The sequence below is a fragment of the Klebsiella sp. X1-16S-Nf21 genome (assembly GCF_002837615.1).
GTDB classification, from domain to species: domain Bacteria; phylum Pseudomonadota; class Gammaproteobacteria; order Enterobacterales; family Enterobacteriaceae; genus Klebsiella; species Klebsiella variicola.
The window spans coordinates 23,045-39,459 of record NZ_PJDK01000014.1; the positions used below are offsets into that span (position 1 = coordinate 23,045).

The following is a 16,415-nucleotide window of genomic DNA, read 5'->3' on the forward strand; positions in this document are numbered from 1 at the left end:
ATTACTTGTAATAAATCTATTTTTTTAACGAAAAGAGAAGACAGCGACATTCCACTTTCCTGCACAAGAGGACTACTGGTGATCTACAAATCCATTGCTGACCGCCTGCGGCTGCGGCTGAATTCCGCCGACTTCGCCATCGGTAGCCCGCTACCGGGAGAGAAAAAACTGGCCGAGGAGTTCGGGGTGGCGCGCATGACTATCCGCAAAGCCATCGACCTGCTGGTGGACTGGGGATTGGTTGTGCGTCGCCACGGCTCGGGGACGTTCGTGGCGCGTAAGGACGTCCATCATGAAACCAGCAATCTCACTGGCCTGGCGGAAGTGCTGCGCAAGCAGGGTAAAGAGGTGGTGAGTCAGGTGCTGGCCTTCGAGGTGATGCCTGCTCCGCCGGCCATCGCCAGCCTGCTGCGGATTAAAATTGATGAACGGATCTACTTCTCACGGCGGGTGCGCTACGTCGATGGCAAGCCGCTGATGCTGGAGGATAGCTATATGCCAGTGAAGCTGTTCCGCAACCTGTCGCTGAGCCATCTGGAGGGTTCGAAATTTGATTATATTGAGAAGGAGTGCGGGATCATCATCAGCGGGAATTATGAAACGCTGACGCCAGTGCTGGCGGACAAGCAGCTGGCGCGCTCAATGAATGTCCCTGAGCAGACGCCGCTGCTGCGTATTACCTCCCTTTCCTACAGCGACAGCGGCGAGTTTCTTAACTATTCCGTCATGTTCCGCAACGCCAGCGAGTATCAGGTGGATTACCACCTGCGCCGCGTCCAGGCGCAAAGCCCGCTAGCTCAGCCCCCAGAACAGCACGGCGAGTAGCTGCGGGGTGATAATCCGCAGGAACATCACCAGCGGATAGACGGTGGCGTAAGAGAGCGCCGCCGCGCCGCTGGTGGCGTGCAGATTGTTGGCGAAGGCCAGCGCCGGTGGGTCAGTCATGGAGCCGGCCAGCATGCCGCACAGCGTCAGATAGTTCATTTTCGCCAGCATGCGCGCGAGAATGCCTACCGTTAGCAGCGGAATGGCGGTGATGAAAATGCCGTAGGCGATCCAGCTCAGGCCCTCGCCCTGGGTCAGAGTGGCGACAAAGTCGCCCCCCGATTTTAGCCCGACCACCGCCAGAAACAGCACGATCCCCAGCTCGCGCAGCGCCAGGTTGGCGCTCGGCGGCATAAACCAGTACAGCTTGCCGATGCTGCCGATACGCCCGAGGATCAGCGCCATAATCAGCGGCCCACCGGCCAGCCCCAGCTTCAGTGCGGCAGGAAAGCCGGGAATAAACAACGGGATAGACCCCAGCAGTACCCCGAGTCCGATGCCGATAAACACCGGCAGCATCTGGACCTGCTGCAGCTTCTGCTGAGCGTTACCCAGTTCGGCGGCCACGGCGTCAATCGCCTCCTGACGACCGACCAGGTTGAGGATGTCACCAAACTGCAGGCTGGCGCTGCTGCTGGCCACCAGCTCGACGCCAGCGCGATTCAGCCGGGAGATCACCACGTCATAGCGCTGTTTGACGTGCAGATCGCGTATTTTCTTCCCCAGCACTTTTTCGTTAGTGACCACCACCCGCTCGACTTTCAGATCGGTGCCGCGCGTCGACAGCGAGGTGGCCACCTCCTGGCCAATCACCAGCTGCGCATTGTGCAGATCCTCAGGTCGCCCCACCAGGTGCAACAGGTCGCCCGCCTGAATAAGGGTGCCCGGCGCAGGTACCATCAACAGCTCACCGCGCTTCAGCCGCGAACAGACGATGTTGTCGCTATTGAGCATCGGCACATCCTGAATCGCCATCTGGTTGAGGTTGGGGTTCTCCACCCGCACGTTAATGGTGTGCAAATTCGCGTGGCCGTTGCCGCTGCTCTCCTCAAACCGCTGGGCCTCTTTCTCCACATTGATGCGGAAGAACAGGCGCACCAGCCACATGGTCAGCAGAATGCCGCAGATGCCGAACGGATACGCCATCGCGTAACTCATCCCCATCTGATCGACCACCTCGAACGGTACGCCGAGATCGCGGAGAATTTGCTGCCCGGCCCCCAGCGCTGGCGTGTTGGTCACCGCACCGGAGAAGATACCGAGCACCACCGGGAGAGGAATATTGAACAGTTTATGCAGCACCGCGGTCACCAGGCCGCCGAGGATAACGATAAGGATAGCGAACAGATTGAGCCGCAGGCCTGAGACCCGCAGCGAGGCGAAAAAGCCCGGCCCCACCTGAATACCGATGGTGTAGACGAACAGGATCAAGCCGAATTCCTGAATAAAATGCAGCATTGGGCTGCTGAGGGCGACACCCGCCTGATCGACAAAGTGGCCGACAATAATCCCGCCAAACAGGACACCGCCAATGCCAAAGCCGACGCCGCGGATTTTGACATTGCCGATCCACAACCCCACTACCGCCACCAGCGCCAGCACGCTAACCGTCAATGCTATCTCACTCATGGTATCGTCCCTGTGAATAACACCATTAACTACAGGGATTATGACCGCTGCCAGGTGGGTTGTATGCCGCCTGGCGCACAATACCAGCAAACAGACCGGCACAAAAAAGCCCCGAAAAACGGGGCCTTATCAGTAGGTTACTTTATTAGCTATTTAGCGCCGGTCGTTCGCTGATGGCGATACGCTGCGGGGCAATCTGCTCAGGCTCATTGCGGGTCAGATCGATATGCAGCAGGCCATTGGTGAAGGTCGCGCCAGAGACCTCCATGTTGTCGGCGAGGGTGAAGCTCAGGCTGAAGGCCTGGCTCACCAGCCCCTGGTGCAGCCATGTGGTCTCTTTTTCCGGCTGCTGCGGCGTGCCTTTCACCACCAGACGGGTGCCTTCCAGTTGAATATCCAGATCTTCCTGACGGAAACCGGCCAGCGCAAGTGTAATGCGATAGTGGTTATCGTCGCTTTTTTCGATGTTATAGGGCGGGAAGCTCTGGCTTTCACCGGCGGTTTGCAGGGCGTTGGCCAGTTTGTCAAAACCGATCCATTGACGCAGCAGGGGGGATAAATCGTAGTTACGCATAGTGTTTTCTCCTTCTAAGAAGCGAGTGAATACCTGCGAATTCTGTAAATTCGCATCTGCTCCCTGACGGCGAGCAGGTTGTTACATCAGGCCGCCACGCGGCCTGAAACGGACAATTAGTTGATTTCGATGCGGCGCGGCTTGTTCGCTTCCGGGATCACGCGTTCCAGATCGATATACAGCAGGCCGTTCACCAGGTTGGCGCCGCGGACGTGAATATTTTCCGCCAGCTGGAATTTGCGCTCGAAGTTGCGCTCGGCGATCCCCTGATACAGGTAGGTCCGCTCTTTCTGCTCGGCGGCGTGGGCGCCTTTGACGATCAGCAGATTGTCCTGGGCCGTGATCTCCAGCTCGCTTTCAGCAAAGCCAGCCACCGCGATAGCGATGCGATAGTGGTTTTCGTCTACCAGCTCGACGTTATACGGAGGGTAGCCGCCGTTGCTCTGGCTTTGATTGTTTTCCAGCAGGTTGAACAGGCGGTCGAAACCAATGGCTGAACGATATAGCGGGGAAAGATCGAAGTTACGCATAGTAAATAGCTCCTGAAAATCAGCGAGAATCAAATGACCTTCCATCGTGGACAGGCCGCGGTAATCCGGAATACCCCTCAGGCGTATTCTCAGTGGGTTACACCTATAAAATGGGTTTCTCCCCGTGCTTTTCAAGGGATTGAGGGCGAATTTTTTTGCAGTTTGCCGATGATTGCTTAGACTGGGGGGAGGAGCACAAAAAGCAAAGTGCGATGCCCGCCACAGTGCGGCGCAATAACGCTATGCATTCACGGGTTGGCCCGATATAACCGCTGGAAGGTTATCTCAACGCCCGAAACGACGATGGAAGAACAATGAAAAGCAGACGACTGTTAAAGCTGGTCCTGTTCAGCGGGATAATAAGCCTGAGCGGTTGCTCCAGCGTAATGTCACATACCGGTGGCAAAGAGGGAACCTATCCGGGCACGCGATCCAGTGCGCAAACGCTGGGAGACAGCGATACCAACTGGGGTGTGAAATCACTGGTGGCGCTGGACATGCCGTTCACCGCCGTCATGGATACCCTGCTGCTGCCGTGGGATATGTTCCGCACCGACAGCTCAATCAAATCACGGGTCGAAAAAAGCGAGAAGGCCACGCTGGCGACCAACTCGGTGATACCGCCAGCGCCGATGCCTGCCCAGTAAGTTATCGTCCGGTCTGTGTGACCCACAGCTGGCGATAACCGTCCACCTCCTCCATCCAGGCAATCTGTTTACCGTCTGGCGAAAAGACGATCGCATCAGCCGAGGGCGCATGCGCATGCACCTTGGTTAAAAAGGTGATATCGCCTGTGCCGGCATGGCAGCAGGCAATCCGATCCTCCAGCACAAAGCCCAGCCACTCTCCTGATGGATGCCAGTTAAACGCCGACTGGATACCCGACGCATGATACGTCAACTGACGCGGCTCGCCCCCCTGCGGTGAAATAAGCCACAGCTGCACCACGCCGGCGTCATCGCGCATCAGAAAGGCTATCGCCGTCGCCTGGGGATTGGCGCGCACCCAGTGGCGCGGGACGTTCACCAGTCCCGGGTAGCGGCGATGGTGGGTGAAGGTCAAACGACGCTGACTGACGCCCGCCGGCGGCGCCGGCATTGTGGTTGCGGTACCGGCCAGCGGCGCCCCGCCAGGCTGCTTCCAGCCGGCTTCATCCTGCGGCAGATCGACAATAAACAGCTCAGGCACTTTATCGCCATTTTCCGCCAGGGTATCGCCAATAAACGCCAGCGCATGGTTCCCGACCCAGCCCTCTTCATAGGCGCGATTAATCTCATCGCTGCCCGGCACGGGAGTCGGTGTCGTGCGGCTTACCAGCACGCACCAGTGGCTGCCGCTATATTCGCGCGGATGCTTTCCCTGCGGCGTCACCGGCCCATATGGCGCCGCCACGCCGACGTTGCGCAAGTCCAGCGCCGGGTCACGCTCGTGCAGTACGTGGTCGTTATAGGTAAAGCTGACGAACTGACCGTTGGGGCTATAGACATGGACGTGGCTGCCGCCGCGCAGCGCGCCGGGCGTGTAAGGGGCGGTAATGTCCATGGCGTCCAGATTCTCGACGGCCCCCTGAAAGGCCACCACCCCGCGGCGATGATGAAAATCATACTGCCACTGCGCATCCGGCTGCTCGGGGCCATGAATAAACACATAGCGCTCCTGGGTTGGATGCACGGTCACCACGCCAACGCGCGCGCCTTGCGTGGCATGATAGACGGTCTCCACAGTACCGCTGTTTACGTTCACTCGCTCAATGGTTTCGCCGGTAAACGACGCGCCGGACGGGCGGACGTCGAACACCAGCCACTGGCTGTCGGGGGTCCAGGTGCGGGTGTTAGTGAGCTGGTGGTTGCGAGGGGCAAAGGTAACTTGTTTCATGGCGTGCTGACCGGGCCGATATAAGAGTGGCGTTAGCATACCGCAATCCGCGCGGGGTTGAATGCCCGACAATGTGCTTAAAACGCTTCTCCAACCTGGAAATAGAACCCGCTGCTGCCTTTGCCGATGCCGTAATCAAGACGGATATTGACCCGCGGCTTGAACTCGAAACGATAGCCAACGCCGCCGGTAGGCAGCCAGCGGCCATTGTTCAGCGATGACAGCGACGGCCCCATGGTTCCCGCCCCGACCCAGGCCACAATCCCGTGCCGCCAGGTGAGCTGCCGACGGTATTCCAGTTGGCTGCTAACGACGTTTTTATCCCGGTAGCGCCCCTGATAGTAGCCGCGCATCCGCTCATCGCTGCCCAGCAGAGGCATCATGCTCCACGGTACATCCCCTTGGGTGAAGGCGCCATCGGCCTCCCAGGCGAGCACGCTTTTCTCGCTCAGGGCATGATAATGGCTATAGTGCAGCTGAAATTCATCAAAACGGGTATCGCTGCCTAACCCGGGGGCGTAATGGGTGTAGCGGAAGTTGGCATACTGGCCCCGGCGCGGGTTGGGGACAAAGTCGCGATCGTCCCAGTTGATATCGATGCTGGCGCCAGAGCTGAATACCGACGGTCCCTGTGGGGTACTTTCTATTTTCGGTAAATCGTCGTGGTCCATCTCATCGGCATTCTGCGCCGCCAGCGACCACCCCGCGCCGAGATAAACATTGTCGATCAGTTGCCGGTAGATTGTCGGGCGCAGGGTCAGCACCTGGGCGGTATATTTTTCCTTCTCGTTGTCTTTATCTCCGGCGTGAAAACCCTGCCCCCAGTAGTAAGTCGGGGTATTGGCCATCGACCCTTCAACAAATACGCGCCACAGATCGTTGTCGAAAAAGGCGTAGTTTTTCACGCTGAGGCCAAACGCGCCGGTGGAGCTGGCGTAGCCGCTGAGCGTCAGGGTGGAATTCTGGCTGGTGGTATCCTGCGGATCGGGGCGATACATGCCGACGACCGCGGTGCCGATGCCCAGCCCCAGCTCCGGCGTATAGAACGGACCGGGCATCACGCCCCAGTCGATGCCTTTGCTGGCGTCGAACTTATCGCTGGCGCCGAGATGCTGCAGCCAGCCGTCGATTTTCTCGCGGCTGAGCGTCTCGGCCTGGCTGCAGATCGGGTAGGTTAACAGCAGCAGAAAAAGGATAAACAGTCGGCTCAAAAGCGATACTCACCGGCGATAAAAAAACTGTTACGTTCGGCAAAGCCAAACTCGGTAGTAATATTGAAATGCTGCGTCAGCTCGTACTGCGCGCCCACCAGTACGTTCCACGGCGACTGTAAATGCTGTTTCACATCGAAGCGGCCGTTATTGTCCTGATTGGCCAGATTGACCATATTTTGCAGCATCGGCGACGGCATTGAGAGATCGTTGAGACTACCCTTAAACTCCTGCTGTACGTCCTGATACATGCTGCCGACCCACAGGTTCAGCTTTCCGGCGGGGAGATGCAGCGTATCGACCGATGGCGTAGTGAAACGATAGCCTACGCGCGGCGAAAAGGTAAACGCGTCGATACTGCCGTCGAGGATATCAAAGCGCGTTTGCGTGTAGTTGGCGTCCAGCACGGTAAACCAGTTGCCGACGCCGCCCACCAGGGTGGTGCCCATCCCGTAGGTGGTGCCTTTAAAATCGAGGCGAAAGTCGAGATCCTGCATCCCCGGCAGGGGGACCACTTTACCATTCGGCCCCTTCAGGCCGACGGCAATCTGCGAAATCGAATGTCCTTCGGTGTGTCCGACGAGGCCATAAACGTTCATAAATGGCAGCAGCCAGGCATCCAGCTTAAGCGTCTCGGTTTTGCTGCTTTCCCGGGTATTACCGACGCCAATCTGGAAGGCGTTATCCAGCGAGACCGGCCCATTAGCGAAAATGTTATTCACGGCGTGTTTGCAGACAGGATCCTTACCGCAATCGATGTTACGGCCATGCAGCGACAGCCCGGTGAAGTTAATGCTGTCGACATTAATATTCTGCCGCATATCCATATAGTTCATGCTGACGCCGAACGGCAGCGGCAGGACGTAGCCGCGTTTTCTGGCCTCATCGCCTAAAAAAGGCAATATCGCGGTTGGTTCCGCTACTGCGGTCTCGGTTTTGACCGGCGCAGACAGATCCGCCGGTTCTGCGCCGTGATAGGCGTATACCGGCTCAAGCGGCGCCGTTGGTTCCGCGGCCACGCAAATCTGTACAGAGGCGAATGGCAGCGCAACCAACATCAAACGGTGGTATATATTCATGAAAATTATGATGTTAGTGAAGCATGGCGAAAAAGAGGGCGGGTAGCTTATAGAATCCCCTGTACGGAATAAGGGATTTAAATGCGGATTAACATCTGTTCATGAAAAAAGAGAAGATCGGCCCGGACAACGCCGGGCCTGAAGAACGCTTACGCTAAAACGTATTTTTCAATGGCGAAGGCGACGCCATCTTCGAGGTTAGATTTGGTGATGAAGTTCGCCGCTTCTTTGACCGCGGGAATGGCGTTATCCATCGCCACGCCGACGCCGGCAAACTCAATCATCGCGATATCATTTTCCTGATCGCCAATCGCCATAATCTCTTCCGGTTTGATACCCAGCGCATCGGCCAGGGACTTCACGCCAGTGCCTTTATTGACGCGTTTATCCAGAATTTCGAGGAAGTACGGCGCACTTTTCAGTACGGTGTACTTCTCTTTCACTTCCGCCGGGATACGGGCGATGGCCTTATCCAGGATCGCCGGCTCATCGATCATCATCACCTTCAGCAGCTGGATCTCAGGGTCCATTTTTTCCGCTTCACAGAACACCAGCGGGATGGTCGCCACGTAGGATTCGTGGACGGTGTAGTAGCTGATATCGCGGTTCGCGGTGTAGAGCGTGTTGCGATCGAGCGCGTGGAAGTGAGAGCCAACCTCGCGGGAGAGCTGCTCGAGGAAACGATAGTCGTCATAGCTTAGTGCGGTTTGCGCAACGGTACTGCCGTCACCGGCCTTCTGCACCAGCGCGCCATTGTAGGTAATGCAGTAATCACCCGGCTGCTCCATATGCAGCTCTTTCAGATAGCTGTGGACGCCAGCGTAAGGGCGACCAGTGGTCAGCACCACGTTGACACCCCGCTCGCGCGCCGCGGCGATGGCGGCTTTCACCGCAGGAGAGATGGTATGGTCTGGCAGCAGCAGCGTGCCGTCCATATCGATTGCAATCAGTTTAATAGCCATAGGATCCCCGGGTAAGATGAGTCTTCCCTCATGCTAACGCGATTCCGCTCAAAAAACAGTAAAAGTGTCGGGCAGAAAGGGGGATGGAAGCCGGAGCGAAGAATCCCCTTTTAGCAGCAAAAAAAAGCCCGGTCACGCAATGCGACCGGGCTTACACATCCTGTTGCCCCGGTAAAACGCGTTACCGGGAAATACGCGGCTTAAATATCGATATTCGCCGCTTTCAGGGCGTTCTCTTCGATAAAGGCGCGACGCGGCTCAACGGCATCGCCCATCAGGGTGGTGAACAGCTGGTCGGCAGCGATCGCATCCTTAACGGTTACGCGCAGCATGCGGCGGCTGTCCGGATCCATGGTGGTTTCCCACAGCTGATCCGGGTTCATCTCGCCCAGACCTTTATAGCGCTGGATGGAGAGACCGCGACGGGACTCCTTCACCAGCCAGTCGAGGGCCTGCTCGAAGCTGGCTACCGGCTGACGGCGTTCGCCGCGCTCGATGTAGGCATCTTCTTCCATCAGGCCGCGCAGTTTCTCGCCCAGGGTGCAGATACGGCGATATTCCGGCCCCATGATGAACTCGTTATCCAGCGGATAGTCGGTATCCACCCCGTGGGTACGGACGCGGATAATCGGCTCAAACTGCTGCAATTCACTGTTCTCGCGGACATCAAATTTCCACTGGCTGCCGTGCTGCTCTTTCTCATTCAGCTCGGAAACCAGGGTGTTCACCCAGCGGGTTACCTTCTGCTCGTCAGCCAGATCGGCCTCGGTCAGGGTCGGCTGATAGATAAGCTCTTTCAGCATCGCTTTCGGGAAGCGGCGCTCCATGCGGCCAATCATTTTCTGGGTGGCGTTGAACTCGGCAACCAGTTTTTCCAGCGGTTCGCCCGCCAGCGCCGGCGCATTGGCGTTGGTATGCAGGGTCGCACCGTCAAGAGCGATAGCGATCTGATACTGATCCATCGCTTCGTCGTCTTTAATGTACTGTTCCTGCTTGCCTTTCTTCACTTTGTACAGCGGCGGCTGGGCAATGTAGACATGGCCGCGTTCGACGATTTCCGGCATCTGACGGTAGAAGAAGGTCAACAGCAGGGTACGAATGTGCGAGCCGTCGACGTCCGCATCGGTCATGATGATGATGCTGTGATAGCGCAGTTTATCCGGGTTGTACTCATCGCGGCCGATGCCGCAGCCAAGGGCGGTGATCAGCGTCGCCACTTCCTGGGAAGAGAGCATTTTATCGAAGCGGGCTTTCTCAACGTTGAGGATTTTACCCTTCAGCGGCAGGATCGCCTGGTTCTTACGGTTACGACCCTGTTTAGCAGAGCCGCCCGCGGAGTCCCCTTCCACGAGGTACAGTTCAGACAGCGCCGGGTCGCGTTCCTGGCAATCCGCCAGTTTGCCCGGCAGGCCTGCCAGATCCAGCGCGCCTTTACGGCGGGTCATTTCACGGGCGCGACGTGCGGCCTCACGGGCGCGCGCGGCGTCAATAATTTTGCCGACCACGATTTTGGCATCGGATGGGTTTTCCAGCAGGTATTCGCTCAGCAGTTCGTTCATCTGCTGTTCTACCGCCGACTTCACCTCAGAGGAAACCAGCTTGTCTTTGGTCTGTGAGGAGAATTTCGGATCCGGCACTTTCACCGATACTACGGCAATCAGACCTTCACGCGCGTCGTCGCCGGTGGCGCTGACTTTCGCTTTTTTGCTGTAGCCTTCTTTATCCATGTAGGCGTTGAGGGTACGGGTCATCGCCGCGCGGAAGCCCGCCAGGTGAGTACCGCCGTCACGCTGTGGAATGTTGTTGGTAAAGCAGTAGATGTTTTCCTGGAAACCGTCGTTCCACTGCAGCGCCACTTCCACGCCGATACCGTCTTTTTCGGTGGAGAAATAGAAGATATTCGGATGGATCGGCGTTTTGTTCTTGTTGAGATACTCAACGAACGCCTTGATGCCGCCTTCGTAGTGGAAATGATCTTCTTTGCCGTCGCGCTTATCGCGCAGGCGGATAGAGACCCCTGAGTTCAGGAACGACAGCTCGCGCAGACGTTTTGCCAGGATGTCATATTCGAATTCAGTAACGTTGGTGAAGGTTTCATGGCTCGGCCAGAAACGCACCATGGTGCCGGTTTTATCGGTCTCGCCGGTCACCGCCAGCGGCGCCTGCGGTACACCGTGCACATAAATCTGTTTGTGGACTTTGTTATCGCGCTGGATAACCAGCTCCAGCTTCTGCGACAGGGCGTTAACCACCGAGACGCCTACGCCGTGCAGACCGCCGGACACTTTATAGGAGTTATCATCAAATTTACCGCCGGCGTGCAGGACGGTCATGATAACTTCCGCTGCGGAGACGCCCTCTTCCGGGTGAATGCCGGTTGGGATGCCGCGACCGTCATCCTGTACGGAGACGGAGTTATCGCTGTGGATGGTGACAACGATATCTTTGCAGTAACCCGCGAGCGCTTCGTCGATAGCGTTATCCACAACCTCGAATACCATGTGGTGCAGACCGGTGCCGTCATCCGTGTCGCCGATATACATACCCGGGCGCTTACGCACCGCATCCAGCCCTTTCAGGACTTTGATACTGGAGGAGTCATAAGAATTCGACATCAACGTTTCTCGCTCATTTAATCTTGGGTTAATCCGTTATTTTACCTTTTTCCACGCGGAACATCTTCGAATTTTTGTCCGACATGTCCATAACGTGTTCAGCGCTGATCGCGCTGACGAAAACCTGCGACTGCGTCGCTTTCAGGCGGCTGGATAACAGACCGCGGCGGGCATCATCAAGTTCCGAGGCAAAATCATCTATCAGGTACAGGCAGCGCCGCCCGCTGACGCGGGTGAGGAACTCTCCTTGCGCCAGACGGAGGGCGCACATCAGCAGCTTAAGCTGCCCGCGCGACAAGGTATCTTCCACCGGCGCCCCGTCGGCGCGAATACGGAAATCCGCTTTATGCGGGCCGTGGGCGGTGTAGGTTAACATTCTGTCGCGCTCGAAATTCCGCTCCAGCACCTCCGCGTAGTCGGTCTCTTTTTCCCAACCGCGCTGGAAAGAGAAGGTGAGCGTGAATTCCGGTAAAAATTGCTGACAAGTATCCGCCATGTCTTCGACGATAGCGGCGCTGTATTCGGCACGCCAGCGGCTGATTTGTTCCGCCAGCGGAATGAGTTCCAGATCCCACGGTCGCAGCTGAGCATAGCGGCTGACCTGACGCAGCGCGGCGTTGCGCTGCTTGACCAGACGCTTCAGGTTGCTCCAGGCGGTGAAGAATCCGGCTTCGTTATGAAAACATCCCCAATCGAGGAATGCTCTTCTGTATTTGGGGCCGCCATTGAGTAAAGTAAACCCCTCCGGCGTAATCAGCTGCATCGGCATCAGGTGCGCCAGCTCCGCCACTTTGTGGCCGTCAGTGCCGTCGATGCGCACCTTGCTGTCACCCTGTTTGTCTTTGGTCAGGCCGATGGCGGTTTCCCGCTCTTCGCCCTGCAGGCGGCCGTGCAGGACAAAAGCCTCCTGCTCGTGGCGGATCACCCGGCCAATTTGCAAACTACGAAACGCCCGGCCATGACCGAGCGTATAGATAGCTTCCAGCACGCTGGTTTTGCCGCTGCCGTTCGCGCCAACCAGGAAGTTAAAGCCGGGAGATAAAGCGAGATCCGCGCTTTCAATATTGCGGAAGTCTTTGATGAGCAAGCGCGTCAGTGACATATCAGCGTTCTTTGGGCCAGGGCGTTATCGGCGCAGCCAGTTTCAACGCGGACTGCGCGCAGACCCTGGAGCGTACACGAAGTACGTGACAGGGGCGAGCACAGCCCAGGTTGAAAATGGCAAGTAAGATAGCCCGATATTTTCCACTACAATCTCATAGGCATGACGACATAGGCTGCGGATTGTGAAGCCGCATCCTCAATCTGCACGCTCGACACCGAATCCGTCAGCAGAATGCGCACATTCTCGCATTTCAGCGCATTGAGCACATCCAGCACGTAGCTAACGTTGAAGCCAATCTCCATCTCCGTTCCGGCGTAGGTCACGTCAAGGATCTCTTCCGCCTCTTCCTGCTCCGGGTTGTTAGCGGTGATTTTCAGCTGATTTTCGCTGACGTACAGCCGCACGCCGCGGAATTTCTCGTTCGAGAGGATTGCCGCGCGGGCGAAGGCCTGCTTGAGAATGTCACAGCCAGCATCGAGATGTTTATCCGGATTTTTCGGCAATACGCGGCGATAATCCGGGAAACGGCCATCAACCAGCTTCGACGTAAAGATAAAATCGCCCACATGAGCGCGGATATTGTTGCTGCCAATCTGCACGCGCAGCGGGGTATCGCCGCCGTCGAGCATCCGCATCAACTCAATCACCCCTTTACGCGGCACGATCACCGAATGGTTCGGCAGCGACGCTTCCAGCGGCATCGAACAGACCGCCAGGCGGTGACCATCGGTGGCCACCGTGCGCAGTTCGCTGCCTTCGGTTTCAAACAGCATGCCGTTTAAGTAGTAACGAACATCCTGGTGCGCCATCGAGAACTGAGTGGCTTCGATCAGACGCTTCATGGTCGCCTGCGGCAGGGTAAATTCCACTTCGCTCTGCCAGTCATCCAGATTCGGGAAATCGGCAGCAGGCAGCGTCGACAGCGAGAAGCGGCTGCGGCCGGAACGCACCAGCATCCGATCGCCTTCCAGCTGAACCGCGATCTCCGCGCCTTCCGGCAGGCCGCGGCAGATATCAAAGAATTTACGCGCCGGAACGGTCGTTGCGCCCGCTTCGTGCGGCTGAACCAGCGCCACGCGCGCCACCATCTCCATTTCAAGATCGGTACCGGTCAGCGACAGTGCGCCGTCCGCGACCTGAAGCAGCAGGTTACCGAGAATGGGCAGCGTCGGACGACCACCTAACGGACCGCTCACCTGTTGCAGCGGTTTTAATAAATGTTCACGTTCTACGGTAAATTTCATAGCGTCACGAGGATAATGTTCTGATTAAATTGGAAAAATCTTCTTTAATGTCGTGGCTTTCTTCACGCAACTGCTCAATCTTACGGCAGGCGTGCAGCACGGTGGTATGGTCGCGGCCGCCAAACGCATCGCCGATTTCCGGCAGGCTGTGGTTGGTCAGCTCTTTGGCCAGCGCCATCGCCATCTGGCGAGGACGCGCCACCGAACGGGAGCGGCGCTTGGACAGCAGATCCGCTACCTTAATCTTGTAGTACTCCGCCACCGTCTTTTGAATATTGTCGATGGTGACCAGTTTTTCCTGCAGCGCCAACAGATCGCGCAGCGCTTCGCGCACGAAATCGATGGTGATCGCCCGGCCGGTGAAGTTGGCGTTGGCGATAACGCGGTTCAGCGCCCCCTCCAGCTCACGCACGTTTGAGCGCAGGCGCTTGGCAATAAAGAACGCCACTTCGCCCGGCAGGCGAATGTCGTTTTCATCGGCTTTTTTCATCAGGATCGCGACGCGGGTTTCCAGCTCCGGCGGCTCGATCGCCACCGTCAGACCCCAGCCGAAGCGGGATTTCAGACGATCTTCTACGCCGTTGATCTCTTTTGGATAACGATCCGACGTCAGGATGATCTGCTGATTACCTTCCAGCAGGGCATTGAAGGTGTGGAAAAACTCTTCCTGGGATCGCTCTTTATTAGCAAAGAACTGAATGTCATCGATCAGCAGGGCGTCAACGGATCGGTAGTAGCGTTTAAACTCTTCGATGGCGTTGTTTTGCAGCGCTTTGACCATGTCCTGGACGAAACGCTCGGAGTGCATATAGACCACTTTGGCGTTCGGCTTACGCGCCACAATGCCGTTACCCACCGCGTGCAACAGGTGGGTTTTCCCCAGACCGGTGCCGCCATAAAGGAACAGTGGGTTGTAGGCCCCGCCCGGGTTATCCGCCACCTGACGCGCCGCCGCGCGGGCCAGCTGGTTAGATTTACCTTCGACGAAGTTATCAAACGTGTGTTTCACGTTAACGTTAGAGCGGTAGGTCGGCTCCGCTGGCGCCGGGACATTATCCCAGCCTGGGCGCACGATCGTCGGCGCCACGCGCGCGGTCTGCACCTGCGCCGCCGGAATGGCCGCCGCAGCCGGGCTTACCGCTCCTTTCTGCAGCGAGCTGGCTGGCTTAGCACCCACCTCAAAACGCAGCTGCGGGGCATCAGCACCGCAAAAGTCATTGAGGAGTCCATTGATATTATTGAGGTATTTGTCCCTTACCCAGTCGAGCACAAAACGGTTTGGCGCATACAGTGCCAGCGTGTTATCGCTCAGTTCCGCCTGCAATGGGCGGATCCACATGCTGAATTCTGTGGCTGGTAACTCATCCTGCAATCGGGCAAGACACTGCTGCCAAAGCGAAAGTGACACGGCGGACTCCACTCGAACATAAAATCGATATCAAAGAAAAACAGAAACAATCATGATTGTTGGCACACGTCGACAAGACCCTGCATTAGCCGAAAAGCCCCTGCACAAAAGGGGTGACGTGCGAACCGCTATCTGCGGTTATTACCCGTTGCGGATCCGTGGATCGCGATCGGGACCGGGGATCATAGCCTAAACTGAGAAAGAGATCTTGTGTTTCTCAACAGATTCTTCCCGATTTATCCACAGGAAGGATCGAAACCGGGTAAGTGTAATCGATCCTGGGGAGAGTGAAGCACGATTTCCGCCGCATATTGGAAAAATTAATGAGCTATGCTGGTTTTGGGCGGAAACGATCTAACAAAGATCCTTCAGGATCCTTGCGCTTTACTGGCCAGGCCGTATAATCCCCCACCCGGCGCGTAATGCCCGTTTTCGTCACGCGTCTCAGCTTATTTTTTGTGCGACGAGGTGCGAGAAATAAGGAAAGAGAATTGACTCCGGAGTGTACAATTATTACAATCCGGCCTCTTTAATCACCCACGCTGAGGCGTAAGTCGTTCGAAGTTCGTTCGGGTCTACGCAAAAGTCAGTGAATTTATTCAAGTTTAGGTAGAAATCGCCATGAAACGCACTTTTCAACCGTCTGTACTGAAGCGCAACCGTTCTCACGGCTTCCGTGCTCGTATGGCTACTAAAAATGGTCGTCAGGTTCTGGCACGTCGTCGTGCTAAAGGCCGCGCTCGTCTGACCGTTTCCAAGTAATAAAGCTAACCCTGCGTGGTTAAGCTCGCATTTCCCAGGGAGTTACGCTTGTTAACTCCCAGTCATTTCACTTTCGTCTTCCAGCAGCCACAACGGGCTGGCACGCCGCAAATCACCATCCTCGGCCGCCTGAATTCGCTGGGGCATCCCCGCATCGGTCTCACCGTCGCCAAGAAAAACGTGAAACGCGCACATGAACGCAATCGGATTAAACGTCTGACGCGTGAAAGTTTTCGTTTGCGTCAACATGAACTCCCGCCAATGGATTTCGTGGTGGTGGCGAAAAGAGGGGTTGCCGACCTCGATAACCGTGCTCTCTCGGAAGCGTTGGAAAAATTATGGCGCCGCCATTGTCGCCTGGCTCGCGGGTCCTGATCGGCCTGATTAGAGTTTATCAGCGCCTGATTAGTCCGCTACTCGGGCCGCATTGTCGTTTCACCCCAACCTGTTCTCAATACGGAATTGAGGCCTTACGCAGGTTTGGTGTGATAAAAGGCAGTTGGTTGACAATGAAACGCGTATTAAAATGCCACCCTTTACACCCTGGTGGTGACGATCCCGTCCCGCCTGGACCATTTGATACCAGAGAACACTAA

At 56.8% G+C, this 16,415-nt stretch carries 16 protein-coding genes and 1 other annotated feature; of the genes, 5 read left to right on the forward strand and 11 right to left on the reverse strand.

Features of this window, described 5'->3' with window-relative positions; translation table 11 throughout:
- Positions 1–78: 78 nt before the first annotated feature.
- Entirely contained in the window at positions 79–825 is a 747-nt protein-coding gene (locus CW267_RS08810) for a GntR family transcriptional regulator (protein WP_008806752.1), read from the forward strand.
- Here the strand turns inward: CW267_RS08810 and CW267_RS08815 are convergent.
- The 3 genes from CW267_RS08815 to ibpA form a co-directional block, all read right to left on the reverse strand.
- Positions 793–2,454: a putative transporter gene (locus CW267_RS08815; RefSeq protein ID WP_008806751.1), complete on the reverse strand. Its 1,662-nt coding sequence runs from the start codon at positions 2,452–2,454 to the stop codon at positions 793–795. The genes CW267_RS08810 and CW267_RS08815 overlap by 33 nt on opposite strands.
- Before the next feature lie 145 nt (positions 2,455–2,599).
- Positions 2,600–3,028, reverse strand: coding sequence for a small heat shock chaperone IbpB (gene ibpB / locus CW267_RS08820; RefSeq protein WP_008806750.1), 429 nt, complete (start codon positions 3,026–3,028; stop codon positions 2,600–2,602).
- Between the two features lie 116 nt (positions 3,029–3,144).
- Complete coding sequence (gene ibpA, locus CW267_RS08825; RefSeq protein WP_004151523.1) at positions 3,145–3,558, reverse strand: small heat shock chaperone IbpA; 414 nt, start codon at positions 3,556–3,558, stop codon at positions 3,145–3,147.
- Positions 3,552–3,627: a sequence feature (ROSE (Repression Of Heat Shock gene Expression) occurs in the 5'-region of heat shock genes and acts as an RNA thermometer to modulate expression.), on the reverse strand. Its footprint overlaps the gene before it by 7 nt.
- 245 nt (positions 3,628–3,872) lie before the next feature.
- Between ibpA and CW267_RS08830 the strand changes: the two genes are divergently transcribed.
- Complete coding sequence (locus tag CW267_RS08830; protein ID WP_004151524.1) at positions 3,873–4,205, forward strand: YceK/YidQ family lipoprotein; 333 nt, start codon at positions 3,873–3,875, stop codon at positions 4,203–4,205.
- A 1-nt stretch (position 4,206) separates the two neighbouring features.
- Here CW267_RS08830 and CW267_RS08835 read toward each other — a convergent pair whose 3' ends face one another.
- The 8 genes from CW267_RS08835 to dnaA all read right to left on the reverse strand — a co-directional run bounded on the left by CW267_RS08835 (position 4,207) and on the right by dnaA (position 15,057).
- Complete coding sequence (locus CW267_RS08835; protein WP_008806749.1) at positions 4,207–5,433, reverse strand: DUF3748 domain-containing protein; 1,227 nt, start codon at positions 5,431–5,433, stop codon at positions 4,207–4,209.
- 77 nt (positions 5,434–5,510) lie between these two features.
- Positions 5,511–6,644 carry a BamA/TamA family outer membrane protein gene (locus tag CW267_RS08840; protein WP_008806748.1) on the reverse strand — a complete coding sequence of 378 codons (1,134 nt, stop codon included), beginning with the start codon at positions 6,642–6,644 and terminating at the stop codon, positions 5,511–5,513.
- Complete coding sequence (locus CW267_RS08845) at positions 6,641–7,723, reverse strand: hypothetical protein (RefSeq protein ID WP_072121754.1); 1,083 nt, start codon at positions 7,721–7,723, stop codon at positions 6,641–6,643. Before CW267_RS08845 ends, CW267_RS08840 begins: the two co-directional genes overlap by 4 nt.
- Before the next feature lie 149 nt (positions 7,724–7,872).
- Positions 7,873–8,685 carry a sugar-phosphatase gene (gene yidA / locus CW267_RS08850; protein ID WP_008806746.1) on the reverse strand — a complete coding sequence of 271 codons (813 nt, stop codon included), beginning with the start codon at positions 8,683–8,685 and terminating at the stop codon, positions 7,873–7,875.
- Positions 8,686–8,885: 200 nt separating this feature from the next.
- Positions 8,886–11,300, reverse strand: a complete 2,415-nt coding sequence (gyrB, locus tag CW267_RS08855) for a DNA topoisomerase (ATP-hydrolyzing) subunit B (RefSeq protein WP_012540255.1) — start codon at positions 11,298–11,300, stop codon at positions 8,886–8,888.
- A 28-nt stretch (positions 11,301–11,328) separates the two neighbouring features.
- On the reverse strand, positions 11,329–12,402 hold the full coding sequence (recF, locus tag CW267_RS08860; RefSeq protein ID WP_008806744.1) for a DNA replication/repair protein RecF: 1,074 nt from the start codon (positions 12,400–12,402) through the stop codon (positions 11,329–11,331).
- A 146-nt stretch (positions 12,403–12,548) separates the two neighbouring features.
- Positions 12,549–13,649 carry a DNA polymerase III subunit beta gene (gene dnaN, locus CW267_RS08865; RefSeq protein WP_008806743.1) on the reverse strand — a complete coding sequence of 367 codons (1,101 nt, stop codon included), beginning with the start codon at positions 13,647–13,649 and terminating at the stop codon, positions 12,549–12,551.
- Between the two features lie 4 nt (positions 13,650–13,653).
- A complete protein-coding gene (gene dnaA / locus CW267_RS08870; protein ID WP_012540254.1) occupies positions 13,654–15,057 on the reverse strand; it encodes a chromosomal replication initiator protein DnaA in 1,404 nt (467 codons plus the stop codon).
- A gap of 621 nt (positions 15,058–15,678) precedes the next feature.
- On the opposite strand from dnaA, the gene rpmH reads away from it, so the two are divergent.
- Genes rpmH through yidD form a run of 3 tightly spaced genes read left to right on the forward strand, consistent with a single transcriptional unit; the run spans position 15,679 to position 16,415 of the window.
- Positions 15,679–15,819 (forward strand): 50S ribosomal protein L34, encoded by a 141-nt coding sequence (gene rpmH / locus CW267_RS08875; protein WP_000831330.1) that lies wholly within the window; start codon positions 15,679–15,681, stop codon positions 15,817–15,819.
- A gap of 15 nt (positions 15,820–15,834) precedes the next feature.
- Positions 15,835–16,194, forward strand: a complete 360-nt coding sequence (gene rnpA, locus CW267_RS08880; protein ID WP_004151535.1) for a ribonuclease P protein component — start codon at positions 15,835–15,837, stop codon at positions 16,192–16,194.
- Positions 16,158–16,415, forward strand: coding sequence for a membrane protein insertion efficiency factor YidD (gene yidD / locus CW267_RS08885; protein ID WP_004151536.1), 258 nt, complete (start codon positions 16,158–16,160; stop codon positions 16,413–16,415). Before rnpA ends, yidD begins: the two co-directional genes overlap by 37 nt.